The 23,173-nt window shown below is 66.0% G+C and carries 28 protein-coding genes; 12 read left to right on the top strand and 16 right to left on the bottom strand.

The window, feature by feature from the left end; translation table 11 throughout:
• Positions 1 to 72 precede the first annotated feature (72 nt).
• Positions 73 to 573 (top strand): protease adaptor protein RcdA, encoded by a 501-nt coding sequence (rcdA, locus tag ACYX4P_RS14475; RefSeq protein ID WP_248119141.1) that lies wholly within the window; start codon positions 73 to 75, stop codon positions 571 to 573.
• A gap of 9 nt (positions 574 to 582) precedes the next feature.
• Here rcdA and ACYX4P_RS14470 read toward each other — a convergent pair whose 3' ends face one another.
• Both ACYX4P_RS14470 and rpmE read right to left on the bottom strand, forming a co-directional pair.
• Positions 583 to 2,145, bottom strand: a complete 1,563-nt coding sequence (locus tag ACYX4P_RS14470; protein WP_248118918.1) for a L,D-transpeptidase family protein — start codon at positions 2,143 to 2,145, stop codon at positions 583 to 585.
• A 168-nt stretch (positions 2,146 to 2,313) separates the two neighbouring features.
• On the bottom strand, positions 2,314 to 2,538 hold the full coding sequence (gene rpmE / locus ACYX4P_RS14465; protein ID WP_087119900.1) for a 50S ribosomal protein L31: 225 nt from the start codon (positions 2,536 to 2,538) through the stop codon (positions 2,314 to 2,316).
• Between the two features lie 136 nt (positions 2,539 to 2,674).
• On the opposite strand from rpmE, the gene ACYX4P_RS14460 reads away from it, so the two are divergent.
• Entirely contained in the window at positions 2,675 to 4,540 is a 1,866-nt protein-coding gene (locus ACYX4P_RS14460; protein WP_292048003.1) for an ABC transporter transmembrane domain-containing protein, read from the top strand.
• Between the two features lie 5 nt (positions 4,541 to 4,545).
• On the opposite strand, the gene ACYX4P_RS14455 is transcribed toward ACYX4P_RS14460, so the two are convergent.
• From ACYX4P_RS14455 to ACYX4P_RS14430, 6 genes are all read right to left on the bottom strand, one after another.
• The gene (locus tag ACYX4P_RS14455) at positions 4,546 to 5,577 is read right to left on the bottom strand and encodes a glycerophosphodiester phosphodiesterase (RefSeq protein WP_248118920.1); all 1,032 of its coding nucleotides are present in this window, start codon (positions 5,575 to 5,577) and stop codon (positions 4,546 to 4,548) included.
• An 84-nt stretch (positions 5,578 to 5,661) separates the two neighbouring features.
• Positions 5,662 to 6,468 (bottom strand): inositol monophosphatase family protein, encoded by an 807-nt coding sequence (locus tag ACYX4P_RS14450; RefSeq protein WP_248118921.1) that lies wholly within the window; start codon positions 6,466 to 6,468, stop codon positions 5,662 to 5,664.
• A gap of 101 nt (positions 6,469 to 6,569) precedes the next feature.
• A complete protein-coding gene (efp, locus tag ACYX4P_RS14445; RefSeq protein WP_248118922.1) occupies positions 6,570 to 7,136 on the bottom strand; it encodes an elongation factor P in 567 nt (188 codons plus the stop codon).
• A gap of 120 nt (positions 7,137 to 7,256) precedes the next feature.
• A complete protein-coding gene (locus ACYX4P_RS14440) occupies positions 7,257 to 7,817 on the bottom strand; it encodes a tryptophan-rich sensory protein (RefSeq protein WP_248118923.1) in 561 nt (186 codons plus the stop codon).
• A 56-nt stretch (positions 7,818 to 7,873) separates the two neighbouring features.
• A complete protein-coding gene (bfr, locus tag ACYX4P_RS14435) occupies positions 7,874 to 8,374 on the bottom strand; it encodes a bacterioferritin (RefSeq protein ID WP_248118924.1) in 501 nt (166 codons plus the stop codon).
• A gap of 143 nt (positions 8,375 to 8,517) precedes the next feature.
• The gene (locus tag ACYX4P_RS14430; protein WP_087119906.1) at positions 8,518 to 8,703 is read right to left on the bottom strand and encodes a (2Fe-2S)-binding protein; all 186 of its coding nucleotides are present in this window, start codon (positions 8,701 to 8,703) and stop codon (positions 8,518 to 8,520) included.
• 130 nt (positions 8,704 to 8,833) lie between these two features.
• Here ACYX4P_RS14430 and thiE point away from each other — a divergent pair, with 130 nt between their 5' ends.
• Genes thiE through ACYX4P_RS14415 form a run of 3 tightly spaced genes read left to right on the top strand, consistent with a single transcriptional unit; the run spans position 8,834 to position 12,060 of the window.
• Positions 8,834 to 9,493: a thiamine phosphate synthase gene (gene thiE, locus ACYX4P_RS14425; protein WP_292047999.1), complete on the top strand. Its 660-nt coding sequence runs from the start codon at positions 8,834 to 8,836 to the stop codon at positions 9,491 to 9,493.
• Between the two features lie 58 nt (positions 9,494 to 9,551).
• Entirely contained in the window at positions 9,552 to 11,237 is a 1,686-nt protein-coding gene (locus tag ACYX4P_RS14420; protein WP_248118926.1) for a sensor histidine kinase, read from the top strand.
• A gap of 43 nt (positions 11,238 to 11,280) precedes the next feature.
• Positions 11,281 to 12,060 carry a hypothetical protein gene (locus ACYX4P_RS14415; RefSeq protein WP_248118927.1) on the top strand — a complete coding sequence of 260 codons (780 nt, stop codon included), beginning with the start codon at positions 11,281 to 11,283 and terminating at the stop codon, positions 12,058 to 12,060.
• Between the two features lie 4 nt (positions 12,061 to 12,064).
• Here the strand turns inward: ACYX4P_RS14415 and ACYX4P_RS14410 are convergent, their stop codons facing one another.
• Positions 12,065 to 12,406 (bottom strand): VOC family protein, encoded by a 342-nt coding sequence (locus ACYX4P_RS14410; protein ID WP_248118928.1) that lies wholly within the window; start codon positions 12,404 to 12,406, stop codon positions 12,065 to 12,067.
• A 98-nt stretch (positions 12,407 to 12,504) separates the two neighbouring features.
• On the opposite strand from ACYX4P_RS14410, the gene ACYX4P_RS14405 reads away from it, so the two are divergent.
• Positions 12,505 to 12,645, top strand: a complete 141-nt coding sequence (locus ACYX4P_RS14405; RefSeq protein WP_248118929.1) for a hypothetical protein — start codon at positions 12,505 to 12,507, stop codon at positions 12,643 to 12,645.
• Positions 12,646 to 12,648: 3 nt separating this feature from the next.
• Here ACYX4P_RS14405 and aroC read toward each other — a convergent pair whose 3' ends face one another.
• Both aroC and ACYX4P_RS14395 read right to left on the bottom strand, forming a co-directional pair.
• Positions 12,649 to 13,734 carry a chorismate synthase gene (aroC, locus tag ACYX4P_RS14400; protein WP_292048028.1) on the bottom strand — a complete coding sequence of 362 codons (1,086 nt, stop codon included), beginning with the start codon at positions 13,732 to 13,734 and terminating at the stop codon, positions 12,649 to 12,651.
• 9 nt (positions 13,735 to 13,743) lie between these two features.
• Positions 13,744 to 14,478, bottom strand: coding sequence for a DnaJ C-terminal domain-containing protein (locus tag ACYX4P_RS14395; RefSeq protein WP_248118931.1), 735 nt, complete (start codon positions 14,476 to 14,478; stop codon positions 13,744 to 13,746).
• Positions 14,479 to 14,589: 111 nt separating this feature from the next.
• On the opposite strand from ACYX4P_RS14395, the gene pdxH reads away from it, so the two are divergent.
• Complete coding sequence (pdxH, locus tag ACYX4P_RS14390; RefSeq protein WP_248118932.1) at positions 14,590 to 15,264, top strand: pyridoxamine 5'-phosphate oxidase; 675 nt, start codon at positions 14,590 to 14,592, stop codon at positions 15,262 to 15,264.
• 7 nt (positions 15,265 to 15,271) lie between these two features.
• Here pdxH and queA read toward each other — a convergent pair whose 3' ends face one another.
• The 3 genes from queA to ACYX4P_RS14375 all read right to left on the bottom strand — a co-directional run bounded on the left by queA (position 15,272) and on the right by ACYX4P_RS14375 (position 18,159).
• Positions 15,272 to 16,372, bottom strand: a complete 1,101-nt coding sequence (queA, locus tag ACYX4P_RS14385; protein WP_248118933.1) for a tRNA preQ1(34) S-adenosylmethionine ribosyltransferase-isomerase QueA — start codon at positions 16,370 to 16,372, stop codon at positions 15,272 to 15,274.
• A gap of 104 nt (positions 16,373 to 16,476) precedes the next feature.
• Positions 16,477 to 16,776 (bottom strand): putative quinol monooxygenase, encoded by a 300-nt coding sequence (locus tag ACYX4P_RS14380; protein WP_248118934.1) that lies wholly within the window; start codon positions 16,774 to 16,776, stop codon positions 16,477 to 16,479.
• A 96-nt stretch (positions 16,777 to 16,872) separates the two neighbouring features.
• On the bottom strand, positions 16,873 to 18,159 hold the full coding sequence (locus tag ACYX4P_RS14375) for a D-amino acid dehydrogenase (protein WP_248118935.1): 1,287 nt from the start codon (positions 18,157 to 18,159) through the stop codon (positions 16,873 to 16,875).
• A 136-nt stretch (positions 18,160 to 18,295) separates the two neighbouring features.
• Between ACYX4P_RS14375 and ACYX4P_RS14370 the strand changes: the two genes are divergently transcribed.
• The 5 genes from ACYX4P_RS14370 (at position 18,296) to ACYX4P_RS14350 (ending at position 21,989) form a co-directional block, all read left to right on the top strand.
• Positions 18,296 to 18,745, top strand: a complete 450-nt coding sequence (locus tag ACYX4P_RS14370) for an Lrp/AsnC family transcriptional regulator (protein WP_248118936.1) — start codon at positions 18,296 to 18,298, stop codon at positions 18,743 to 18,745.
• 30 nt (positions 18,746 to 18,775) lie between these two features.
• Positions 18,776 to 19,252: a hypothetical protein gene (locus ACYX4P_RS14365; protein WP_248118937.1), complete on the top strand. Its 477-nt coding sequence runs from the start codon at positions 18,776 to 18,778 to the stop codon at positions 19,250 to 19,252.
• Positions 19,253 to 19,312: 60 nt separating this feature from the next.
• Entirely contained in the window at positions 19,313 to 19,657 is a 345-nt protein-coding gene (locus tag ACYX4P_RS14360) for a RidA family protein (protein WP_248118938.1), read from the top strand.
• Between the two features lie 64 nt (positions 19,658 to 19,721).
• Complete coding sequence (locus ACYX4P_RS14355; protein WP_476069860.1) at positions 19,722 to 21,401, top strand: lysine--tRNA ligase; 1,680 nt, start codon at positions 19,722 to 19,724, stop codon at positions 21,399 to 21,401.
• A 114-nt stretch (positions 21,402 to 21,515) separates the two neighbouring features.
• Complete coding sequence (locus ACYX4P_RS14350; protein WP_292021700.1) at positions 21,516 to 21,989, top strand: SH3 domain-containing protein; 474 nt, start codon at positions 21,516 to 21,518, stop codon at positions 21,987 to 21,989.
• 58 nt (positions 21,990 to 22,047) lie between these two features.
• Here ACYX4P_RS14350 and ACYX4P_RS14345 read toward each other — a convergent pair whose 3' ends face one another.
• Together ACYX4P_RS14345 and ACYX4P_RS14340 are read right to left on the bottom strand one after the other, a co-directional pair.
• Complete coding sequence (locus ACYX4P_RS14345; protein ID WP_248118941.1) at positions 22,048 to 22,683, bottom strand: S24 family peptidase; 636 nt, start codon at positions 22,681 to 22,683, stop codon at positions 22,048 to 22,050.
• A 51-nt stretch (positions 22,684 to 22,734) separates the two neighbouring features.
• Positions 22,735 to 23,166, bottom strand: coding sequence for a hypothetical protein (locus tag ACYX4P_RS14340; RefSeq protein WP_248118942.1), 432 nt, complete (start codon positions 23,164 to 23,166; stop codon positions 22,735 to 22,737).
• Between the last annotated feature and the right edge of the window lie 7 nt (positions 23,167 to 23,173).

Here is a 23,173-nt window from a genome sequence, read left to right as displayed (position 1 = left end):
ATCGTTTTGTCGAACGGCTCCGTCAGGGACCGATTGCAGGACGGTTCCGCATATCCAATGATCAAAGCTGAAATGACCTTCGCCCACGCCTCCGCCGACCGCAGCCGCACGGTGCGCGATTTCGCCCGGTCGGAACTGTTCGACCGCACCTTCCGCGAAGGCATGGAACTGGTGGAGGAGACGGCCGCCTATCTGGACGGGGAGGGACGTCGCGATTCCAAGATGCTGTCGCGCGCCGCCGCTCTGGCCTATGCGGCCGAGAGCATGAAGCTGACGACCCGGCTGATGCAGATCGCCTCTTGGCTGCTGGTCCAGCGCGCCGTCCGGGAGGACGACATGTCGCCCGAGACGGCTTGCGAGCCGCGCTATCGCCTGAACGATCGCCGTGTCGAGGCCGAACCCAGCCACGCCGAACTGCCGATCGCCCTGGTCGAATATCTGGTGCGGTCCGAAAAACTGTTCGAACGGACCCTGTATCTGGATCGCCGCATGTATCTCGACGACCAGGAGAAGGCCCCGGAGAACCCCGTGCTGTCCCAGATGGGAATGCTGGAGGCCGCCTTCCGGGGCTGATCGCTAGCGTTATGGGCCGACGTCGTTGGCGTCGGCGCGGCCGTCGTCGATGGGCTTGGGCAGGTTGACCCCAATGCCAAGCGCCTGGGCCAGTTTGTCGTCGCGGCCATAGACGTCTTCGCGGAACGCGACACGCCCCTGACCGTCGACGAAGGCGGTCCAGTACAGCAGGCGCACGGAAATCTCGCGCCCTGTCGTCACCCGTGTCGTTTCACGGCTGTCCTGCGCGGCGTCGAACTGTCCCAGCTTGGTCGGATCGGGCGACAGCAGCAGGCGGGCGAACTCGACCGCATTCTGAACCCGCACGCAGCCGTGGCTGCGCTGGCGCGTGGACAGGTTGAAGGCGGCCTTGGAGGGGGTGTCGTGCAGGAAGATGGCGTAGCTGTCGCGCAGTTCGAACTTCACATAGCCCAGGGCCGAGCGCGGACCGGCGCGCTGAATGACCATGCCGTCCTTCACATACATGTCGTTGGCGGCCAGATAGCCCGGCCCCTTGGGCAGGATTTCGCGACGTGCGATGCCGGCCGGCACATACCAGGGCGGATTGGCCACCACCGAGGCGAACGGCTTTTCCAGGCTGGGGGTCTGGTTCTCGGCCGAGCCGACTACGACGCGGTTGGAGTGAACCGGCTTGCCGTCCTTCCAATAGACCATGATGGCGGCGGCGGTGTTGACCTCGATCCGTTCGGGCGCGACTTCGCGCTTCAGCCAGCGGCGGCGTTCCAGGTTCAGGGCGATCTGACGCGCGCGGTCCTCGGCCGAGGCGCCCAGCGACCGCTGGGTGCCCGCGCCGATACGGCCGTCGGCGCCTAGGCCATGCCGGTTCTGGAAGCTTTGCACCGCGCGCTGCAGCTCGGCGTTGTAGGTCAGGCCCTGCGCCTTCAACCGCGCGCCGTCGGCGGCCGACAGGTCGCCCTCGGCGGTCAGCCGGTCGATCAGAGCGGGGATGCGGCGGTCGCTATTGCCCGGCTCGATGGTCGCGCCCTGCGCGAAACGAGGCCAGCCGCCTTGGGCCGCCAGTCGGCGATAGCGCACATAGCCCGCCGACAGGTTCTGATAGCCGATGTCGGTCGGCGCCAGGCCATCGTACCAGTTGGCCAGCACATTACGGTTCAGGGCGTCGGTCAGTCCGCGCGGCAGGTCCACGCGGTTCTTCTGCATTTCCCACAGGTCTTCGACCGTCTCGGGCCGCACCTTGCCTTCGGCCAGCACGCGGGCATAGGCCAAGGCCGCCGCCGTCGTGCGCAAATCCGCGCTGGCGGGGTCCGCCGCCAGGCCCACGAAGTCGAAATAATCGTTGGCGGCCAGGCCATGCTTGTCCGCACGCGACGCGGCCGTATTCAGAGCCCGCACCCGTTCGGCGTTCCACACGGGCCGCCAGTTGTTCAACTCGTAAAAGGCGCGGACGTCGGCCTGCTGGGTTTGCGGCAGACGAGAGATCTGGTCGTTGAAGCTGTTGTAGAAGGCGGTCGCCTCCGGGCCGCGCTGCACGAAGACCTGTTGCGCGCGCGCCGTGGAACCGAGGGCCATGGCCGCCGTGGCGACGCCCAGACCCAGTTGCCGTCTATTCATAACCTGTCCGCTTCTTCGATCGCTTCGGCCAGCGTGGCCGATGCCCCTGGTACCCGAACGCCCCTACATTATCGGCGTTCCGGCCAAACAAAAAGCGCCGGCCTTTCGACCGACGCTCTTGGTGACCTGTTTGCTGCAGTATGTCGCAGCGAAGTCTCAAGTCGGGCCTTACTTCTTGATGAAGCCGGCGAACTTGTTGTTGAAGCGCGAAACGCGGCCGCCGCGGTCCATCAGCTGGGCGTTGCCGCCGGTCCAGGCCGGGTGCGTCGTCGGATCGATATCCAGGTTCAGCGTGTCGCCTTCCTTACCGTAGGTCGAACGGGTCTGGTAGGAAGTGCCGTCGGTCATCACCACGGTGATGAAGTGATAGTCGGGATGCGTGTCCGCTTTCATGGTCGTCGTCCGGTCTCTGGCGCGGTGACGATGCCGACCGTCTGTGCGCGTGAAAATGAGAATCCCGCTGAAAGGTCCAGCGGAAAAGAGCGCGGCGTTTACACCGGGGGGCGTTCCGGGGCAAGAGGCGGGCACCATGACCGATCAGACCGCTTCCTCCCCCTCCAATCGCGCCTCCGGTCTGGCTTCGGTCGAGGGTCGGCCCAGCGCCGGCGCGCTTCTGGCCGAACAGATGTCCGAGGCGGGGGCCAAGCGCGCCAAGCGCCGCGACATCCGCCCCCTGGCCCGCCTTATCCCCTTCGCCTTGCGGCACAAGGGACACGCCCTGATGGCGGTCTTCTGGCTGCTCTTGTCCACCGCCGCCTCCCTGGGGCTGACGGCGCTGGCGCGGGGGGCCATCGACCATGGGTTCGAGGCGGGCGGCGCCAACCTGAACATCTGGTTCCTGATGCTGGGCGCCAACGCCCTGTTCCTGGGGCTGGCCACCGCCGCACGCTATTACTACGTCACCCGGACGGGCGAGCGGGTCATTGCGGATGTGCGAAAGGGGCTGTTCGGACGCATTCTGACGCTGGACCCGTCCTTCTACGCCCATATGCGTACGGGCGAGGTGCTGTCGCGCCTGACCACCGATATCGCTCTGGTCGAGACGCTGATGACCACGTCGGTGTCCTACGCGCTGCGCAACTTCCTGACGCTGATCGGGGGCGTGGCCCTTTTGTTCTTCGTCAGCCCCAAGCTGACCGGACTGGTCCTGCTGATCGTGCCGTTCCTGTTGGGGCCGATTTTCATTTTCGGGCGCCGGGTTCGTAAGCTGACGGTCAAGTCGCAGGATCGATTCGCCAACGCCGTCGGTTTCGCCGGTGAGAGCGTGGACGCCATCGAGACGGTGCAGGCCTTTGGTCGTGAACGCAGCGCCATCGACCGCTTCGGTGCGGCGGTGGAGGACGCGTTCAGCGCCTCCCTGACTCGTATGGCCGCGCGGGCCTGGATGACGGCCCTGATCATCGTCGTGATGTTCGGCGGCGTAACCCTGGTTCTGTGGCTGGGCGCGCAGGATGTGGTGAAGGGCGACATGTCGCCCGGCGCCTTGCTGCAATTCGTGCTGCTGTCGGTCTTCGCCGCCGGGGCCGTCGGCGCCCTGGGCGAGAGCTGGGGCGACGTGCAGAAGGCGGCGGGCGCCATGGAGCGGATCGAAGAACTGATGCGCGCCGTGCCGGGCATCGCGCCGCCCGCCCACGCCACAGCCCTGCCTCAGCCGCCGCGCGGCGAGGTCTCGATGTCGGCGGTCGGCTTCTCCTATCCGGGACGGCCTGACCTGCCTGCGCTGAAGGGTTTCAGCCTGACCGTGCGGCCTGGTGAGACGGTGGCTCTGGTCGGGCCGTCCGGCGCGGGCAAGTCCACGGTCTTCCGCCTGCTGTTGCGTTTCTATGACCCGCAGACCGGGCTGGTGTCGGTCGACGGCGTGGACGTGCGCGAGGCTGATCCTGTCGCCGTTCGCAATCGCTTCGCCTGGGTGTCGCAGGAAACGCCGTTGTTCTCAGGCTCGGCCTTGGAGAACATCCAGTTCGGCCGCGAGGAGACGACGCTGGATGAGGCCCGCATCGTCGCCGAGAAGGCCCAGGCCCTGGGCTTCATCGACGCCCTGCCGGAAGGGTTCGACACGCCCCTGGGCGAACGCGGCAAGAGCCTGTCTGGCGGTCAGCGCCAGCGTCTGGCTATCGCCCGGGCCCTGGTCCGCGATGCTCCGATCCTGTTGCTGGACGAGGCCACCAGCGCCCTAGACGCCGAGAGCGAACGTCTGGTGCAGGTCGCGCTGGATCAGGCGATGGAGGAGCGCACCACGCTGGTCATCGCCCACCGTCTAGCGACCGTTCTACGCGCAGACCGCATCGTGGTGATGGACGATGGTCGGGTGGTCGAAGAAGGTACGCATGATCAACTGGTGGCGCAGGGCGGGCTGTATGCACGTCTGGCTGAACTGCAGTTCCGGGCGACGTAAGGGGCTTAACGCAGCCCCTCGCGCGCCAGTGCAGGAAAATCACTAAAGATGGCGTCCACCCCTGTGTCAGCCAGCGCGCGAACATAGCCCGCCATGTCGCCGTGGGCGGCGGGCAGGGCGCCTGAACGACGCTCCAGCGGCAGGAAGACGTTTTCCGCTCTCAGGGTCCAGACGACGACTTTCAGGCCTGCGGCATGGGCGTCGCCGACCAATGAAGACGGCGCGGTCGAACGGCCCTGGGTGTCGCGGGGCATGACCAGCGTCACGTCAGGCGCGACCCATGCGGCATAGACGGCGACAGCCTTCAGGCCATCAGGCGTGATCATCTGGGCATAGGTCAGGTCGGGGCGATCGTGGGGCGCGCCGCCTGCGGCGATCAGTTGGGCCAGCGGGGCCTTGATGCGGCGTGACAGCCGCTCCAGCGGTCCGACCTCGAAACACTGGACGATGATGGGGGCGTCGGCGCCCGTCAGGTTCAGCCGCTCCAGTTCGGCGACGAAGGCGTCCTCCATGGGCAGGCCGATCCCGGCGAAATAGGTCGGGTGTTTCAGCTCTGGCGCGACGGCGATGGTGCGGCCGGTGCGTGCCGACGCCGCGCGCGCGATCTCCACTACCTCGTCAAAGGTCAGGATGGGGTCGCGCCCGTCATAGGCGACATTGCCGGTGCGGACCTGAGGCAGGCGCTCACCGGCGCGCAGGGTCTTCAGCTCGGCCAGGGTGAAGTCCTCGGTGAACCAGCCGGTGGTCACGACGCCGTCTATGGTCTTGGTGGTCTTGCGGTCGGCGTATTCCGGGCGGCTGGCGACGTCGGTCGTGCCGCCGATCTCGTTTTCATGCCGGTCGATGAAGACGCCGTCTTTCGACATGACCAGATCGGGCTCGATCACATCCGCGCCCTGTTCAATGGCCAGTTCATAGGCGGACCGGGTGTGTTCGGGCCGTTCGCCCGATGCGCCGCGGTGGGCGATGATCAGGGGCTGCGCCACGGCGGGGGCTCCTGTGAACAGGATCAGGGCGGTCAGGATGGCGCGGATCATGACCGCTGGATAGGGCGGGCACGCGACGCGGGCATGACAGCGCCAGAGGCTCCGCCTCCCAGCGGAGAGACGGAGGCCTTCAGCCTACGCCCCCTGCAGCACCTTGCGCAGATGCGGGTGCAGTTCGGTGTTCGACGCCAGGATCGACGCACCCGTCTTGGGATCGCCGTCGTTGTCGATGGTGGTGACGCGCCCGCCCGCCTCGGTGACGAACAGGATGCCCGCGGCCACGTCCCAGGGCTTCAAGTTACGTTCGTAATAGGCGTCGTAGCGACCGGCCGCGACCCAGGCGAAATCCAGGGCGGCCGAGCCCAGGCGGCGTATGCCGGCGACGCGCTGGCCGACGGCGTGGATATCCTTGATCGCCTGGGCATGGCCTGTCTTGCCGATGAAGGGCAGGCCGGTGGCGATCAGACTTTCGGACAGGTCGCGACGGCCGGCGACGCGGATGCGCTGGTCGTTCAGATAGCAGCCCTTGCCCTTTTCGGCCCAGAACAGCTCGTTCATCACCGGATTGTAGGTGACCCCTGCGACGATCTCGGACGAGCCGTCGGGCGCCCGGCGCTCCAGCCCGACGGTGATGGCGAAGTGGGGCATGGCGTGCATGAAGTTGGTGGTGCCGTCGATCGGATCGACGATCCAGGTGTGGGACTTGTCGGTCCCCTCGACCATGCCGCGCTCCTCGCCCAGGAAGCCGTAGCCGGGGCGGGCCTTCATCAGCAGTTCGAACAGAGTGTCTTCCGCCTTCAGGTCGGCGGCGGTGACGAAATCGCCGGGCCCCTTGCGCGACACCTGAAGCTGGGAGACTTCGCCGAAGTCGCGCAGCATCGGACGGGCGGTCTTGCGCACCGCGTCGGTCATGACTTGGAGCAGGGCGGAAGCGAGGGCCATCGGCGGATCTCCTGGTCCGCATGTCCTTGAAAGGCGCTCTGGCCCGGATATGCGGAGAAGTTCAAGAAAAGGGAACGGCCCCCGCAGGGGCGTGGTCAGGATTAGTCCGCGCGGCGGACGTATTCGCCGCTGGTCGTGTCGACGACGATGCGCTCGCCGGCCGACATATAGGGCGGGATCATGATGCGTACGCCGTTCGAGGCCAGCGCGGGCTTGTAGGAGGACGAGGCGGTCTGACCCTTCACGGTCGGCTCGGTCTCGGCGACTTCCAGCACGACCTGATCAGGCAGTTCCAGGCCGATGGGACGCTCTTCGTGCATCTCGATGACGACCTTCATGCCTTCTTGCAGATAGGGGATGCGCTCTTCGCCGACCCAGTCCTTCTGCAGTTCGATCTGCTCGTAGGTGGCGTCGTCCATGAAGACCAGGCTTTCGCCATTGTCGAACAGATAGGAGAAGTCCTTCTGCTCCAGCGTCACGCGCTCGACCTTGTCTTCCGAACGGAAGCGTTCGTTCAGCTTGTTGCCGGTTTCGAGATTCTTGGCCTCGACGTTGGCGAAGGCCCCGCCCTTGCCGGGCTTGACGTGGCTGGCCTTGGTGACGACCCACAGGCCGCCATTGTGCTGCAGGACCATGCCGGGCTTGATGGTGTTGCCGTTGATCTTCATGGGGTCACATCGGAATTGGGGTTGCGCCCGCGCGACCGTTCCGGAGCGTGGCGAAGGGCGCGATCCCTAGAGGAAGCCCTCGCAAAGGGCAAGGCAGGGCAAAATCCAAGCCGACGCGATCTAATGCAGGGTGCGCTCGCGCGAGGCGTCGTCGGCCTTGCGATGCAGGAAGTTGCCCAGACGCACGCCCGATCCGGTCGGGGCGGCCATCTTGCCGGCGCCTTCGTCCAGCTTTCGCGCCTCATGGGCGAAGGCGGCGGCGAGACCGGCCGAAGACATGGCGGCCATCACCTGCCGCGCCATGGAAGAAGGCCGCAGGCCCAGCCAGACGGCGTTCACCGTCTGAGCGGCGACCCACAGTCCCATGGCGCGGGTGCGTTCCTTTTGCGGCGGGGCGTTCCACACACGCACGGCCGACAGGGTGGTGGCCGAAAATACCGCAGGCAGGATCAGGCTGAAGGCCCCCTTTGGCTTCTCGGTGATCGGCAGATCCTTGTCGCGCACCTGTTTCAGGTTGCGACGGGGCTTCAACGCGCCCGAGGCGATTGTATGCGCCAACAGGGCGAAACCCACTGTCAGGGCGATGCCCGCGACCACATGGCCGGTGCTGCGACCCTGGCTGTTCAGCAGGTCGGCGGCGGCGTCGCGCACGTCGTCGATGGCGTCGTCAATGTCGGTCATGGTGCGCTCCAGCTTGCCCTCGGAAGGCTAATGACCGGAGCGCATCACGGTTCCCGTCAGGCGCCGGTTGCGGCGCCGTCGGTCACGATCTCCTTCATGGCCGACTGCAGATAGTTCTGCGCGCCCATCAGTTGGATCAGCTTGTGCTGGTTTTCCAGGAAGTCGATATGTTCCTCGGTGTCGGCGAGGATCTTCATCAAGAGGTCGCGGCTGACGTAGTCGCGCGCCTCCTCGCACTGGGTCACGGCGGCGGCGGTGGTCGCGCGGCTGTCCAGCTCAAGCTGCAGGTCGGCGCCCAGGCATTCGATGGGATCTTCACCGACCTTGAGCTTGCGCAGATCCTGCAGGTTCGGCAGGCCGTCCAGGAAAAGGATGCGTTTGATCAGCATGTCGGCGTGCTTCATTTCGCCGATCGATTCTTCGTAGATGACGTTGCCCAGGTGGGCCAGGCCCCAGCTTTCGAACATGCGGGCATGCAGGAAGTACTGGTTCACTGCCGTCAGTTCGTTGGTCAGCACTGCGTTCAGCGTGCGCAGGATTGCGGGATCGCCCTTCATGGCCATGGTCCTTGATCTCTCTGCGGCGTCGCTGCCGCTGTCGAGCGAGGGCATACCACAGTAAAACCCGCATTGTTTATTTGCGAGTTTTTATCACTACATTGATAGTGCGAGTGATTTTCGGCCGCGATGGGCGGCGAGACCTATTCGGCTGCGAGTGCGAACGCTTCGCGACTATCCTGGATCATCTGGCGCATTTCGCAGACGCATTTGGCGCACTGCGCTTGGCATTGATGACTGGCGAAGATGTCGCGCGGGCGTTGGGCGCCCGCCTCGATGGACTGGGCCACATCCCGTTTGCGAAGGCCGTTGCAGTTGCAGACGTACACGAGTGTTCTACGCGATCCACCGACTGAGAATGGTTCGCTATAGCATCTCATCTGGCGATTGCAAGTCGTTCTCACGGCATCGGTCGCCCGTGACCGTTGACGCGACGTCGCAGGGGAGGGAAGGACAGTCATGGCCAAGACACCCAACGTCCCCGACCGCCCTCCGTGCCGGCTGTATCTGATCACGCCGCCGTCCATTCCCGATCTGGACGCCTTTTCGAAGATGCTGGATCAGGCGCTGGCGGCTGGCGACGTGGCGGCGCTGCAGATTCGTCTCAAGCCTGCGGACGATGAGGTGATCCGACAGGCCGTCGCGGTGCTGGCCCCGATCGCGCGGCGATACGATGTGGCGGTGATCCTGAATGACCGGCCCGATCTGGCGCGCGCCACCGGCTGCGACGGCGTGCATATTGGTCAGGAGGACAGTTCTTTGGCCGACGCCCGGCGGATCATGGGGCTAGACGCCATGATCGGCGTCACCTGTCACGACGACCGCGATCTGGCGTGGGATGCGGCGGAGGGCGGCGCGGACTACGTCGCCTTCGGCGCCTTCTATCCAACGACGACCAAGGAAACGGTGCATACTCCCCCGCTGGAGCTTCTGACCATCTGGCAGGAAACGGTCGAGACGCCCTGCGTCGCGATCGGCGGCATCACCGTCGAGACGGCCGAGGTCATGGCGCGCGCAGGCGCGGATTTCGTGGCCGTCAGCGGAGGAATTTGGAGTTATCACGGCGGCGCAGCCGCTGCGGTTAAGCTGTTCAATCAAAAGTTGAACTTCCAACTTTAAGGGATGTTAGGAACCCTGTGGTCATGTGCGCCTGACGACATTCGGTCAGGACGCTTTCATGATGATGAGCCGCGCGCTCAACAGCGACGTCCCTCCCGTCTCCTCCCCGACGACGGCGCCGAAGGCTGCTCAATTCTCATCTGACCGCGATCGCCCTGACGCCTTCCAGCCTCTGGCGCCGGTTTTGACCGGTGTGGCGGTCGCCGTGCTGGTCGCCATGGCCATTACGTATGGGCGCTCGACTGGTCTGGTCGCCGCTCTGTGGGGCGCGAGCGGGGTGGCTATCGCGGTGTGGCTGCGCACAAGCCGGGGGCGCGCCGGCGACCTGATGTTCGCCGCCGTTCTGACGATCAGCCTCCTGATCGGCGAGATCATTGCGGGCAACAAGCCGCTGCTCGCGCTGGCCTTCACGGCCGCAGGCATGGTCGAGATCGTCTCCGCCGTTCTGTTGGCGCGGCGTTTCGCCCCGACGCTGAACCTGTCGACGCTGAACGGTGCGGCCGGCTTCCTGCTCTTCGCGGCCGTGCTGGCCCCCATCCCCGCCGCCCTGTGCAGCGTTTTGATCCAGTGGCAGAGCGGCCAGCCGAACCTATGGCAAGGCTTCCAGACTTGGTGGTTCGGTCATGCGCTGGGCATTGCGGTGCTGGGCTCGATGGGGCTTTCGTTGACGCGCGCCACCGTGGCGCGGTTGATGCGGCCGGCCAAGATGATCGAGGCGGGCGTCCTGCTGGGCTGTGTGGTCGTCTTTTACTACGTCAGCTTCAGCGGCTACGCGACGCCGCGCTTTTTCCTGCTGCCGCTGCTCATGGCCATAGCCGTTCGGCTCGGCGTTGCGGGCACGGCCTTCACTCTTGTACTGGTGGCTCTGCTTTCGGTCGGCGGGGCCATGATGGAGCATGGCCCCTACAGGCAAGGCAACACGACCGAACAGGTCATGATGGCCCAGATGCTGGTGCTGATCGGCTATATGCCGATCCTGCTGGTCGCATCCCTGCTGGAAGAGCGCGATGTCTTGGCCGAGCGCGCGCGCGTGGGCCGCGAACGCGCGGAGAAGGCGTCCGAGGCCAAGTCCCGCCTGCTGGCCAATGTCGCCCATGAGATCAAGAGCCCGGTCGCGGGCATCATCGGCATCGGCGACCTGTGGCGTCAGGGCCAGCTTGGGCCGGTCACGCCGCAGCAGGCCGAGATGTCCGACATGCTGGTCGGCACGGCGCGCCAGATCGAGGCCCTGGCGCACGACCTGCTGGATGTCGCGCGGGCGGAATCCGGCGCGGTAAGGGTTGATCTGCGCCCCACCGACATTCCCGGCCTGTTGGAGGATGTGCGACGCGCCTGCCTGTTGCGGGCGGATCCCGCTGGCAAGATCGCGATCGATGTGGTGTGCGAAGGGGACGGACTGGTCGCCGTGGCGGATTCCCAGCGTCTGGCGCAGGTCATCACCAATCTGACGGTCAATGCGCTGAAATACGGAGCTTCGGGCGGGCGCGTCGTCCTGCGCGCGCTGCGCGCTGACGATTGCGTGCGGATCGAGGTCAGCGACTTCGGACCTGGCCTGTCCCTGCAGAAACAGGCGCAATTGTTCGAACCTTTCAACCGCCTGGGGCTAGAACGCTCGGCCGTCGAGGGGCATGGCGTCGGTCTGGCCCTGGCCAAGCGGCTGGTCGAGTTGCAGGGCGGCTCCATCGGCGTGATATCGGCGCCGGGCGAGGGCGCGACCTTCTGGGTTCTGATCCCCAAGGCTTGAAGCTGAGCTTGCGAACCCGGCCGCGCCGCGCAATGGTTCGGACATGACCCTGATCGCCCTCGCCACCGCCGTCGTCCTGTCCGGTCAGGCCGCTTCGCCCCCGCGCGCCGGCAGCGACCTGACACGCGACCTGAACAGCGCGCCCCCCGCCGCGGCATCGACGACCACGCGCGCCACGACGCCAGCGCCCGTCGCTGCGCCGCCGTCTGCTGCGACGACGCGAACCCAAACCCCGGCGTCGGCGTCCCAAGCGCCGGGCGCCAGCCGTCCGACAGCGTCCACGCCGGCCGCTCGTCCTACGACGACTTCGCCGACGCCCGCGCCGGGGACAGCGATCCCCAGTCGGCCCAGCGCTGCGCCACCTTCCGCGCGCGCCACGACAACGCCGGCGCCCGCGCAGACCGCGCCTGCTGCATCGCCGGCTGCAGCGTCGCCCGCGCCTGCCGCAACGCCAGCCCCCGCCGCGCTGGATGCGGCGGGGATCGCCGCCCTGCCGTTCCGAATCGAGCTTCCGGCTGGCGTGGTCATGGTTCCGGCGCGCGCGGGCGCGGACGCGGCCATCTATCGCATCCAGCGCGGCGACCTGACGCTGGCCATGATCTACGCCGGGCCTTCGTCGCAGTTTCCCATCTATGACGGCGACATGATCCGCACAGGCGGCCGGACCTCCATCGTCGTCAACGAGGGCGGCCGGCGTCTGGCGATGGAGCATCTGTTCCAGCGCGCCACGACGCCCAAGGAAATCCACGTCTGGATCGCCAGCGTCGTAGGCGCGGACCGCGACCTAGCCGAGCGGATCGGCCAGTCGGTCGATCCGCGCTGAGACTTCAGGTCTCGGACCAGACCGCCATTTCGGTCCCGGCAGGGTCGACGAAGTGGAAACGCCGCCCACCGGGGAAGGCGTAGATCGGCTTGACGATGCGCCCGCCCGCCGCCTCGACGCGGGCCAGCATGGCTTGCAGATCGTGAGCGTAGAGAACGGGCAGGGGCGCCGGCGTCCGGTCGGCCGGATCAGCGTCGAAACCACCTTCCAGACCCTGGTCGAAGGCGGCGTATGTCGGGCCGTAGTCTACGAACGTCCAGCCGAACGCCTGACTGTAGAAGGCCTTGGTTTCCGGCAGGTCGGCGGCTGGCAGTTCCAGATAGTCTAGCTTCCCGTCTTCACGCACGGTTGATCTCCTGTTTTCCAAGCCACCAAAACAGGCTCTTGCACGACCGCGCGACTTGCGCAAACCTGCAAACGGTTCGCAGTTGCAGGAGTCGAGCGGTGATCGTGATGACCACGGGATTGGCGGGCCTGGTCGCCCTGATGCAGCGGGAGGAGCGACCGCTGGCGGTCGTGCGGCCGGTTCCGGGCGCTGCTCCCATTCAACCCGCCGACGTTGCGCGCCGACGCGCGAGCCGCTGAACCCTAGCCGACCTGGGCGCGGTGCCTCAGGAAGGCGTCGGCCAGGACGCAGGCGGCCATGGCCTCGATCACCGGAACGGCGCGCAGGGCGACACAGGGGTCGTGGCGGCCCTTGGTGCGCAGGTCCGTCTCCTCGCCGTCGCGGGTGATCGTCTGTCGCAGCGTGAGGATAGAGGAGGTCGGCTTGAACGCCACGCGCGCCGTGACGGGCTGGCCCGTAGAAATCCCGCCCAGCACGCCGCCCGCCTTGTTCGACAGGAAGACCGGCTGTTTGTTGAGGTCCAGCCGCATCTCGTCGGCGTTTTCCTCGCCCGTCAGCTCGGCGGCGTCAAAGCCCGCGCCGATCTCCACGCCCTTGGCGGCGTTGATCGACATCAGGGCCGCCGCAAGTTCGGAATCCAGCTTGGCGTAGATCGGCGCGCCCCACCCGGCCGGAACTCCCGTGACCTCCAGCGCCACCACGGCGCCGACCGATGACCCGGCCTTTCGGACGCCGTCCAGATAGGCCTCCCACGTCGGCACGACCTCGGCCGAGGCGGCGAACAACGGGTTGCCATGCACGGCGTCGAAGTCGATCTGGTCAGGCGCGATCCGGTGCGGACCGATCTGGACGACGCCCGCGCGGATTTTCACGCCTTCGCCAAGCACCTTGCGCGCCACCGCCCCGGCCGCCACGCGGCTGGCGGTTTCGCGCGCCGAGGATCGTCCGCCGCCCCGGTGGTCGCGCACGCCGTATTTGATCTGGTAGGCGAAATCGGCGTGGCCCGGCCGGTAGGCCCGGGCGATCTCGCCATAGTCCTTGGACCGCTGGTCCTCGTTTTCGATCAGGATCGAGATCGGCGTGCCGGTGGTGACGGGGCCGTCGCCGTCATCGAACACGCCCGATAGGATGCGAGCCGTGTCGCTTTCCTTTCGCTGGGTCACGAAGCGGCTGCCGCCCGGCTTTCTCTGGTCCAGCCACGGCTGGACGTCGGCCTCGGTCAGCGGCAGAAGGGGCGGGCAGCCGTCGATGACGCAGCCGATGGCCGGGCCATGGCTCTCGCCCCAGGTGGTCACGCGAAACAGATGGCCGAAGGTGTTGTGCGACATGGCCCCGACTTAGGCCGCCAGACGTTCCTGCGTCCAGACCCGCGTGAACCGGACCAGCAGGTCTTCGGCTGCGGACGGGGTGTCCGACGACGGCGTCAGGGTCACGAACAGATGCCCCGCCGCCCGCGATCCACGCGCGGGCAGGCCCAGTCCCTTCAACCGTACGCGGATGGGCGGCGCCATATCCGCCGTGATCCAGGCCGAGCGGGTTCCCATATGGGTCTCGATCTCCACCCGTCCGCCATCGGCCATCAGGCGGCGCTCGACTGGCCAGGACATGAACAGGTCGTCGCCCATCGCGGATAGGCCGTCTTCTGGCCGGATCAGCACGGCCAGATACAGGTCCGCTCCGTCCACCGCCCCCCGTCGCAGTCGCAGATGGTCCCCGGTGCGCAAGCCTTTCGGCGTCGTGACGCGCACGGTGCGGGCGCCCAGCCTGATCTCCACCTTACCGCCGGCCAGGGCCTGCATCGGCGACAGGGCCAGGACGGGCGCGGGCGCCGGGCGAATGCGGGGCGGGGCCAAGGCGGCCTGACCAGGCTGGTGCGCCTGGATCAGGCGATAGGCTGCGATCACACGCCGGAAACGTTCAGCGTCGCCGCCCGCCTGATCCGGCCGCGCCGCCTTCACCGCCTCGCGGAAGGCGGCCTTCAAGGTTGGCGCGTCCACATCGGCTACGACGCCCAAGACGGCTAAGGCTTCGCGGACGCCGGAGACGTCGGATGAAGGACGGTGCGCGCTCATGGCCGCAACCGTTCGCCGATCAGGGTCAATGGTCGGTTAACCGTGATCGAGATGCGGCCGTTTTTGACGTCGATCATTTGCACCGAAAAGCCTAGCCGCTAAATCGGCGTCATGACCGCATCCGTGATCCCGCCCAGCCCGTCGCGTGAGGAATACGCCCGCGACTACGCCGCCGCCCTGGCCGCCAATGGCGACGAGAGTATCTTCGCGCGGGCCGAACCCATGGGGCTGTTCATCGAATGGCTGGCCGACGCGCGGGCGCACGAGCCGAACGACGCCAACGCCATGACCCTGTCCACCGTCGATGCGGACGGCCTGCCCGATGCGCGGATCGTATTGTTGAAGGACGTGGATGCGCGCGGCTTCACCTTCTATTCTAACAGCGAGAGCGCCAAGGGTGTCGAACTGGCGGGTCGCCCCGTCGCCGCCCTGACCTTTCACTGGAAGTCGCTGCGGCGTCAGGTGCGGATAAGGGGTGCGGCAGAGCCGGTGACGGCGGCCGAGGCCGACGCCTATTTTGCCAGCCGCGCGCGCGAAAGCCGGATCGGCGCCTGGGCCTCGGACCAGTCGCGCCCGCTGTCGGATCGCCCGGCGTTGGAGGAGGCGGTTGGTCGCGAGACGGCGCGGTTCGACGGTCAGGAGGTGCTGCGCCCGTCCCACTGGACCGGCTGGCGCGTCGTGCCGCAATCGGTCGAGTTCTGGCGCGACCGGCCGTTCCGACTGCATGACCGACTGCGGTTCGACCGTGACGGCGACAACTGGCGCTCGGGCCGCCTGTGGCCCTGAGCCGCGATCAGGCGCGGAACAGCAGCGATCCGTCGCCGTAGGAATAGAAGCGATATCCGTCGGCGACAGCGTGAGCATAGGCCGCCTTCATCACGGCCTGTCCGGCGAAGGCGCTGACCAGCATGAACAGAGTCGATTTGGGCAGGTGGAAGTTGGTCATCAGCACGTCGACCGCGCGGAACCGATAGCCCGGCGTGATAAAGATGGCCGTGTCGCCGTGGAAGGGCTTGATCTCGCCATCCTCGGCCGTGGCGCTTTCCAGCAGGCGCAGGCTGGTGGTGCCGACGCAGACGATGCGGCCGCCAGCGGCGTGGACGGCGTTCAGGGCGGCGGCGGTTTCGGGCGGCACCTCGCCCCATTCGCTGTGCATCTTGTGATCGGCCAGATCGTCGGCCTTGACCGGCAGGAAGGTGCCGGCGCCGACGTGCAGGGTCAGGGCGTGGGTCGAGACGCCCTTCGCCCGAATGGCGTCCAGCAGGGCAGGGGTGAAGTGCAGGCCCGCCGTGGGAGCGGCGACCGATCCGTCATGCTGGGCATAGACGGTCTGATAGTCGGAACGGTCGCGGTCGTCCTCGGGCCGTTTGGCGGCGATATAGGGCGGCAGGGGCATGACCCCGACATCACGAATGGCGTCGTCCAGCACTGGGCCGGACAGGTCGAACTTCAGCGCGATCAGGCCGTCGTCGCCCTTGGCCGTGACGGTGGCGTCCAGACGACCCAGGTCGCAGGCTGCGTCACTTTCGTTTCCAAAACGAATCCGGTCGCCCGGCTTGATGCGCTTGCCCGGTTTCATGAAGGCGGACCAGACATCGGGGGCGTCGCGGTGGTGCAGGGTGGCCTCGACCGCGACCGTCAATGTGTCGCCTTCCGGCCCGCCGACGACGGGGTTCGGGCGCTGGCGAACGCCCGACAGGCGCGCAGGGATCACGCGCGTGTCGTTGAACACCAAGGCGTCGCCGGGACGCAGGAAGTCGGGCAGGTCGCGGATGACCCGATCCTGAAGCGCATTCCCATCGACCACCAGCAGGCGGGCGCTATCGCGCGGATCGGCCGGACGCAGGGCGATGCGGTCCTCGGGCAGGTCGAAATCGAAATCAGCAGTCTTCATCGGGCGCTCTATACGAGCGTCAGACAGGGTGCGCTATGATTTGAATGAGTGCGGCTGGAAGCGGACGCGCGCGATGCCCGTGAAGGGGAAGAGCGAATTGCGGATTAGGTGCGGCGGGGCTCGTCCACATCATAAACGAACAGGTTCCGATCGCTTATTTCGAGGCCCGACCAAGCTGCGCGCCACTCGGCAATGTGCTTGGAGGCGAAATGTCGATCAAGTTCTGCCTGTCCATTCCAGCGTTCTTTAACGTGAATAAGGCCGGGCTCTAACACGTCTTCGGCATAGACATATTCAATGCACCCTTCCTCGGCGCGACTGGCGTCAACCATACGCTTCATGATTGGACGAGCAGCATCCAGATTTGATGAGGGCAGTCGAATGGTTCCGATGATCAGCAGCATGTGCCGAGCGTAGCGAAGGAGCTGATGTCTACAATAGGCGGGATACGAGATTTTGCGTCCTTGCGTGACACGTAAAAGTCCGGCCCTTCCAGTCTTTCACCCAAACCCGGGCGCAAACGCCCCCGCCCATGATCCATAGCGGCTCGATGCCAGGTCCCGTGTCTCGATCTCGGGCTCGGCGCCGTCGATCATGTCGGCCAGGACGCGAGCGGAGCCGCAGGCCATGGTCCAGCCCAGGGTGCCGTGGCCGGTGTTCAGATAGAGGCCGGGAATGCGGGTGGCGCCGATGACGGGCGTGCCGTCTGGCGTCATGGGGCGCAGGCCGGACCAGTAGCTGGCGCCCTTCAGATCGCCGCCGCCGGGGAACAGGCTGCCGACCGACTGCTCCAGCGTTTCGCGGCGCAGGAGGGGCAGGCTGTTGTTGTAGCCGGACAGTTCGGCCATGCCGCCGACCCGGATGCGGTCGCCCAGACGGGTGATGGCGACCTTGTAGCTTTCGTCCATCACGGTCGAGACGGGGGCACGGTCGGCGTCAGTGATCCGGGCCGTGATCGAATAGCCCTTCACCGGATAGACCGGCAGTTTCAGTCCCAGCGGCGCGACCATCTGCGGCGAATAGGAGCCCAGGGCCACGACGACGGCGTCGGCCTGCAGCGCGCCCATGCTGGTGCGGGCGCCGACGATGCGGCCATTGGCTTCGGTCAGGCCGTGAATCTGGACGCCATTGTGGAAGACCACGCCCTGTTCCGTCGCCATCTTGGCCAGAGCATTGGTGAACAGGAAACAGTCGCCCGTCTCATCGTTCGGCAGGCGCAGGCCGCCGACGAAGGGGACGTCCGACGCCGCCAGGCCCGGCTCTGCAGCGATACAGCCTGCACGGTCCAGAACCTCGCACGGCACGCCCTGGGCGCGCAGGACGTCGACGTCCTTATGCACGTCGGCCAGCTGCTTTTCGGTGCGGAACAGCTGCAACGTGCCTTGCTCGCGTCCGTCATAGGCGATGCGGGTCTGGCGGCGCAGCAGGTCCAACTGGTCGCGGCTGTATTCGGCCAGGCGCACCATCCGGCCCTTGTTCAGCGCATAGCGTTCGTGGGTGCAGTTGCGCAGCATGGCCAGCGTCCAGCGGATCATGGCCATGTCCAGTTGCGGCCGGATGATCAGAGGGGCATGGCGCATCAGCAGCCATTTCATCGCCTTGACCGGGATCGACGGCGCGGCCCAGGGCGCGGAATAGCCGGGGGAGACCTGACCCGCATTGGCGAAGCTGGTCTCCAGCGCCGGGCCGCTTTCGCGATCAACCACGACGACCTCATGGCCTGCCTGACTGAGATACCAGGCGGTGGTGACGCCGATGACGCCCGAACCAAGCACCAGAACCCGCATGTGACGCTTCCAAGCCGACTGTTTCCCGTTCCAGCCAAGTTAGTCGTGCGGCGTTCGATGATCCTGCCTGTTTGCGCAATGGTCGGCGGCTGATAGACGGTTTACGCAATTATCTGCGGTCAGAAGGCGGAAAATTGTGACCCTCCTCGATCCTGTCGATCAACGCATCCTGCGGCACCTGCGCGCCGACGGGCGGATCAGCAATGCGAACCTGGCGACGGCGGTCGGCCTGTCGCCTTCGGCCTGTCTCAGGCGCGTGCGTCGGCTGGAGGAAAGGGGCGTGATCCGGGGCTACGCCGCCATACTGGCCAATGACGGCGACGACGGGGTGGTGGCCTATGTCGAGATCACGCTGGAGAAGCAGACCGACGACCACATGCGCCGGTTCGAGGCGGCGGTCAGGAACCACCCGGAAATCCGCGACTGCTATCTGATGGCGGGGGCGGCGGACTATATCGTGCGGGCCGTGGCGCCGGACATCGCCGCCTATGAGGTGATCCACAAGGACGTGCTGTCGCGCCTGCCCGGCGTGTCGCGCATCCACTCCAGCCTGGCGATCCGCAATGTGCTGGCGGCGGCGGGCTGAACCCTCGTCGTCTTGGGGTGTTCAGATGGCATGAAGCCCACCGACCTTGTTCCCTCCGCCCTCATCGGCGCCGTCGCCAGCGCCCGCTCCATGACCCCGATGGCGGCCATCGCCATCGCCGAACTGGCGCACAAGCCCATGCCTGGGCGGGTCTTTTTGCTGAACCAGCCCCTATTTAAGTTTGGGGCCTTGTTGATGGGCGTTGGGGAGTTGTTCGGCGACAAGATGAAATCGGCACCGGACAGGACCGTCTTTCTGGGCCTGCTGGCGCGGATCATGAGCGCGGGCATCGCCGGATCGGCCCTGGCGCCGCGCGGCAAGGAGAAGCTTGGCGCGGGCGTCGCCGTGGCGACGGCCGTTCCCTTGGCCTATCTGACGCTGGCCGGTCGCAAGAAGGCTATGGCGCGCATAGGCCAGACCAAGAGCGGATTGATCGAGGACGCTGTGATCGTCGGCGCGGGCGCGCTGGTGGTGGGCCTGACCGTCGCGGGTCTGAACCGCCGCTGAGGGGGCTCGACAGCAGGACGAGCAGGGCGATAGGTGCGGGATGACAGAGAGGATTTCATCATGATCACCCGCATCCAGCCTGGCGCCCGCATGAGCGAGGCCGTCATCCACGGCGACACCATCTATCTAGCGGGACAGGTGGGCGAGCCGGGCGATGATGTGGTCGCTCAGACGAAGACGGCTCTGGACGAGATCGAGGCCTTGCTGGCCGAGGCGGGCAGCGACAAGTCGAAGATTCTGATGGCCCAGATCTGGCTGGCTGATATCGGCGATTTCGAGGCGATGAACAGCGTCTGGGACGCCTGGGTCGACACCGCCAATCCGCCCGCCCGTGCGACGGGCGAAAGCAGGCTGGCGTCGCCTGACTATCTGGTCGAGATCATCGTCACCGCCGCAAAGGGCTAAAAGCCCGTCCGCAAAGGGCGGCGGACGGTTGACCGCAGGGTTTGCAGCCTGCAAACCGCCGCCCATGCTACAGAACCTCGAAACGCTCGCCCGCGAGGCCAAGTCCTGGCCGTTTGAACAAGCCCGCAATCTTCTGGCCCACGTGCTGAAGAAACGGCTGGCGGAGGCGGATCGCGCCGAGGCGAAGGCCCTGATCGACGCGGGCAAGGCTGACGAGGCGCTGGCCAGGTTCGAGGCCCTGCAGCGGCCGGTGACCCTGGAGACGGGTTACGGCCCATCGGGTCTGCCGCACATGGGCACCTTCGGCGAAGTGGCGCGCACGACCATGGTGCGCAACGCCTTCCGCGCCCTGACCGGCGATCATTGGAAGACGCGCCTGATCGCCTTCAGCGACGACATGGACGGTCTGCGCAAGGTGCCGGAAGGCATTCCAAACCCGGAGATTCTGCACGAAGACCTGCATCTGTCGCTGACCCGCGTGCGCGACCCGTTCGGCGCCCATGACAGTTTCGGTGCGCACAACAATGCGCGTCTGCGGGCGTTCCTGGACAGCTTCGGCTTTGACTATGAGTTCATGTCCTCAACCGAGACCTACAGGTCCGGGCGGTTCGACGCGACCCTGCTGACTTTGCTGGAGCGGTTTGACGCGGTTCAGGCCATCATGCTGCCGACCCTGGGTGAAGAGCGGCGCGCGACCTATTCGCCCTTCTTGCCGATCAGCCCCATCACCGGCCATGTGCTGCAGGTGCCGACGCTGGCGCGTAATGTCGAGAAGGGGACGATCACCTTCGAAGACCCTGCCGGCGAACCGGGCAACCGCACCGAGGTGCCAGTCACGGGCGGTCATGTGAAGCTGCAATGGAAGCCCGACTGGGCCATGCGCTGGGTCGCGCTGGACATCGATTACGAGATGTCGGGCAAGGACCTGATCGAGAGCGTGCGCGAAAGCTCCAAGGTCTGCCGCGCACTGGGCGGCACCCCGCCCGAAGGCTTCAACTTCGAACTCTTCCTCGACATCGAGGGTAAGAAGATCTCCAAGTCCAAGGGCAACGGCCTGACGATGGACGAGTGGCTGCGCTATGGCACGCCCGAGAGCCTATCGAGGTACATGTTCCAGTCGCCCAAGTCGGCCAAGAGCCTGCACTTCAACGTCATTCCGCGCGCCATCGACGACTATCTGGCCTTCATCGAAAGCTACAAGACGCAGGAGCCGGCCAAGCGGATCGACAACGCCGTCTGGTCGATCCACGCGGGCGATCCGCCGACCCATACGTCGCCTGTGTCGTTCGCCCTGTTGCTGAACCTAGTGGGCGTGGCCAATGCGTCCAGCAAGGCGCAACTGTGGGCCTATTTCGCCAAATATCTGCCGGATGCGACGCCCGAGAACGAGCCGCTGCTGGACCGGTTGATGGACCATGCGCTGAACTACTACGAGGACTTCGTGAAGCCCTCCAAGTCGTACCGCCTGCCGGACGACAAGGAGAAGGCGGCGCTGCAGGATTTGGCGACGCGTCTGAGGAGGCTGCCTGCCGACACGACGGACGGCGAACTGATCCAGAACGAAGTCTATGCGGTGGGCAAGGATCACGCCTTCGACCCGCTGCGGGCCTGGTTCGGGGCGCTGTACGAAGTTCTGCTGGGCGCCTCTCAGGGGCCGCGTTTCGGCTCGTTCGCCGCGATCTACGGGTTGCCGCAGACGATCGCGCTGATCGAAGCGGGCGCGAAAGGCGAACTGGTCGCCTGACATCGTTTGGGCGGCTATCAACATGAACCGAAAATAACGGCGAAGCTCCGGGAGCCTTCAGGTTCGTTCGTGCATTCTCCACCCATCGGCAAACGCGCTGACAGGAGAAGAGTTATGTCGAACAAGATTTTCAAGACCGGTCTGGCCACCGCTGCGGCTCTGGCCGCCATGGTGACCGCCGCCCCGATGGCTGCACAGGCTCAGGCCAACGGCGTCACCAACTGCGACGCCCCCGGCGGTCGCCAGCGTGCGGGCGCCCTGATCGGCGCTGTCGTCGGCGGCGTGGTCGGATCGAACCTGGCCCGTAACGAACGTACAGCCGGCACCATCGTCGGCGCCGGCGCCGGCGCGGCCGCCGGTTCCTACATCGGCTGCAACCAGCAGCGCGCGCGTGCGGCCTCGGTGTCGAACGGCTCGCAATATCGCGCCTCGTCCAACCTGCGCATCCGCAGCGGCCCGGGCACCAACTATCGCACCGCCGGCACGCTTTCGGCGGGTCAGCCCTTCACCGCCATCGGTTCGCAGGGCGAATGGGTGCAGATCGCCGGCGGCGGCTGGGTGAACGCCCACTACGTCACGGCCAACTAAGATCTAGTCGGCTCGATGAGGCCCCGCCGGTTCGCCGCGCGGGGCCTTTGCATGTCCGCTACTGACTGACCCACAGAATGCGCGCCATCCATTCGATGTCGCGTCGGGGCACGATCCGGGGCGGATAATCGGGATTGATGGACGCCAGGGTGACGGTGCGGCTGGTCAGGCTGGCCACCTCTTTGGCGATGGTCTCGCCGGTCATCAATCGCGCGACGACGCGGTCGCCGCGTCGGACACGGGTTTCTTCCTGATCCACTAGAACCCGGTCGCCCTCGCGGTAGAGCGGCGACATCGAATCGCCGTCTATGGTCATGCTGAACAGGGTGTCCTTGGCGCGCGGCAATTCCGTCTGGTCCCAGCCGTCGCCCGTGGGTAGGCCGGCATCGTCGAAAAAGCCGTCGTCGCCCGCCTTGGCCAGGCCAAGCAACGGAACGGTCGCGGGCCGCTCAGGCGCATCCTCGGCCAAGGCCGCGAAGTCCCCCAAGGACACGCCCGTCGCTTGAAGAACCAGGGTCACGCTTTCGGTCGAGGGCCAACGAGGGCGCGGCGGGTCGCCCGCCCCGAACCGTTTGGAGGGATTGAAGCTGGTGGCGTCCAACCCCGCGCGCCGTGCCAGGCCCGATGGCGTCAGACCTTCTCGCCGCGCCAGATTATCGACGGCTTTCCAAAGTTTGGCATGCGACAGCGGCATGGCGTCCCAACGACTGATTCGCCACAGGATAGGCGTTAAGGATAGGAATTTCTACCTATTAAGTTCCGCTGCGTGGCGGTCTTGCCATGAGAAGAAAGTGCCGACGATCATAAAGCCGATAATAAGATAGCTGTTAAGATTCATCACGGTAATAAGCGAAGCCAGTAAAACTGGCTGCTTGGTAAGTATCATTATGTGACACATCACCGTGATTAGCTGAATGCCGCTAACCCATACTGGCCATGATCGCCGATATCGCCAGGAAAGGCCGACAAAAACAAAAAGAGCGACGACGTCGATCAAGAAAAGACCGACCGGCATTCCGCGAAAGCCGCTGTTTTCTTGAAGAATGATCGAGGCAAACCAAGCGAAAAGATATGCGCCCGCGCCGAAGCGCTCCGCTTGTCCGCCTTTCAAGAAAGCGAACAGCGCCATGCCGACCATGAAGACCGCGCCGAAGACTACGTAGACGATATTGAGCATGGCAAAT

This window comes from Brevundimonas sp. ABV4_179, assembly GCF_056311945.1.
The sequence above is the reverse complement of the archived record's forward strand: the minus strand, read 5'-3'. Positions and strand labels throughout refer to the sequence as shown.

Bases quoted from the DNA above. Each gene is read 5' to 3' on its own strand.
- ACYX4P_RS14380 (WP_248118934.1), bottom strand. From the start codon at position 16,776: ATGCTGCTGATCATCGGAACCATTCGACTGCCCTCATCAAATCTGGAT.
- ACYX4P_RS14460 (WP_292048003.1), top strand. From the start codon at position 2,675: ATGACCGATCAGACCGCTTCCTCCCCCTCCAATCGCGCCTCCGGTCTG.
- ACYX4P_RS14455 (WP_248118920.1), bottom strand. From the start codon at position 5,577: ATGATCCGCGCCATCCTGACCGCCCTGATCCTGTTCACAGGAGCCCCC.
- queA (WP_248118933.1), bottom strand. From the start codon at position 16,372: ATGAAGACTGCTGATTTCGATTTCGACCTGCCCGAGGACCGCATCGCC.
- ACYX4P_RS14470 (WP_248118918.1), bottom strand. From the start codon at position 2,145: ATGAATAGACGGCAACTGGGTCTGGGCGTCGCCACGGCGGCCATGGCC.
- rpmE (WP_087119900.1), bottom strand. From the start codon at position 2,538: ATGAAAGCGGACACGCATCCCGACTATCACTTCATCACCGTGGTGATG.
- efp (WP_248118922.1), bottom strand. From the start codon at position 7,136: ATGAAGATCAACGGCAACACCATCAAGCCCGGCATGGTCCTGCAGCAC.
- thiE (WP_292047999.1), top strand. From the start codon at position 8,834: ATGGCCAAGACACCCAACGTCCCCGACCGCCCTCCGTGCCGGCTGTAT.
- ACYX4P_RS14395 (WP_248118931.1), bottom strand. From the start codon at position 14,478: ATGAGCGCGCACCGTCCTTCATCCGACGTCTCCGGCGTCCGCGAAGCC.
- bfr (WP_248118924.1), bottom strand. From the start codon at position 8,374: ATGAAGGGCGATCCCGCAATCCTGCGCACGCTGAACGCAGTGCTGACC.
- aroC (WP_292048028.1), bottom strand. From the start codon at position 13,734: ATGTCGCACAACACCTTCGGCCATCTGTTTCGCGTGACCACCTGGGGC.
- ACYX4P_RS14340 (WP_248118942.1), bottom strand. From the start codon at position 23,166: ATGCTCAATATCGTCTACGTAGTCTTCGGCGCGGTCTTCATGGTCGGC.
- rcdA (WP_248119141.1), top strand. From the start codon at position 73: ATGACCTTCGCCCACGCCTCCGCCGACCGCAGCCGCACGGTGCGCGAT.
- ACYX4P_RS14350 (WP_292021700.1), top strand. From the start codon at position 21,516: ATGTCGAACAAGATTTTCAAGACCGGTCTGGCCACCGCTGCGGCTCTG.
- ACYX4P_RS14355 (WP_476069860.1), top strand. From the start codon at position 19,722: ATGCTACAGAACCTCGAAACGCTCGCCCGCGAGGCCAAGTCCTGGCCG.
- ACYX4P_RS14415 (WP_248118927.1), top strand. From the start codon at position 11,281: ATGACCCTGATCGCCCTCGCCACCGCCGTCGTCCTGTCCGGTCAGGCC.
- ACYX4P_RS14360 (WP_248118938.1), top strand. From the start codon at position 19,313: ATGATCACCCGCATCCAGCCTGGCGCCCGCATGAGCGAGGCCGTCATC.
- ACYX4P_RS14450 (WP_248118921.1), bottom strand. From the start codon at position 6,468: ATGGCCCTCGCTTCCGCCCTGCTCCAAGTCATGACCGACGCGGTGCGC.
- pdxH (WP_248118932.1), top strand. From the start codon at position 14,590: ATGACCGCATCCGTGATCCCGCCCAGCCCGTCGCGTGAGGAATACGCC.
- ACYX4P_RS14345 (WP_248118941.1), bottom strand. From the start codon at position 22,683: ATGCCGCTGTCGCATGCCAAACTTTGGAAAGCCGTCGATAATCTGGCG.
- ACYX4P_RS14420 (WP_248118926.1), top strand. From the start codon at position 9,552: ATGATGATGAGCCGCGCGCTCAACAGCGACGTCCCTCCCGTCTCCTCC.
- ACYX4P_RS14375 (WP_248118935.1), bottom strand. From the start codon at position 18,159: ATGCGGGTTCTGGTGCTTGGTTCGGGCGTCATCGGCGTCACCACCGCC.
- ACYX4P_RS14440 (WP_248118923.1), bottom strand. From the start codon at position 7,817: ATGACCGACATTGACGACGCCATCGACGACGTGCGCGACGCCGCCGCC.
- ACYX4P_RS14365 (WP_248118937.1), top strand. From the start codon at position 18,776: ATGAAGCCCACCGACCTTGTTCCCTCCGCCCTCATCGGCGCCGTCGCC.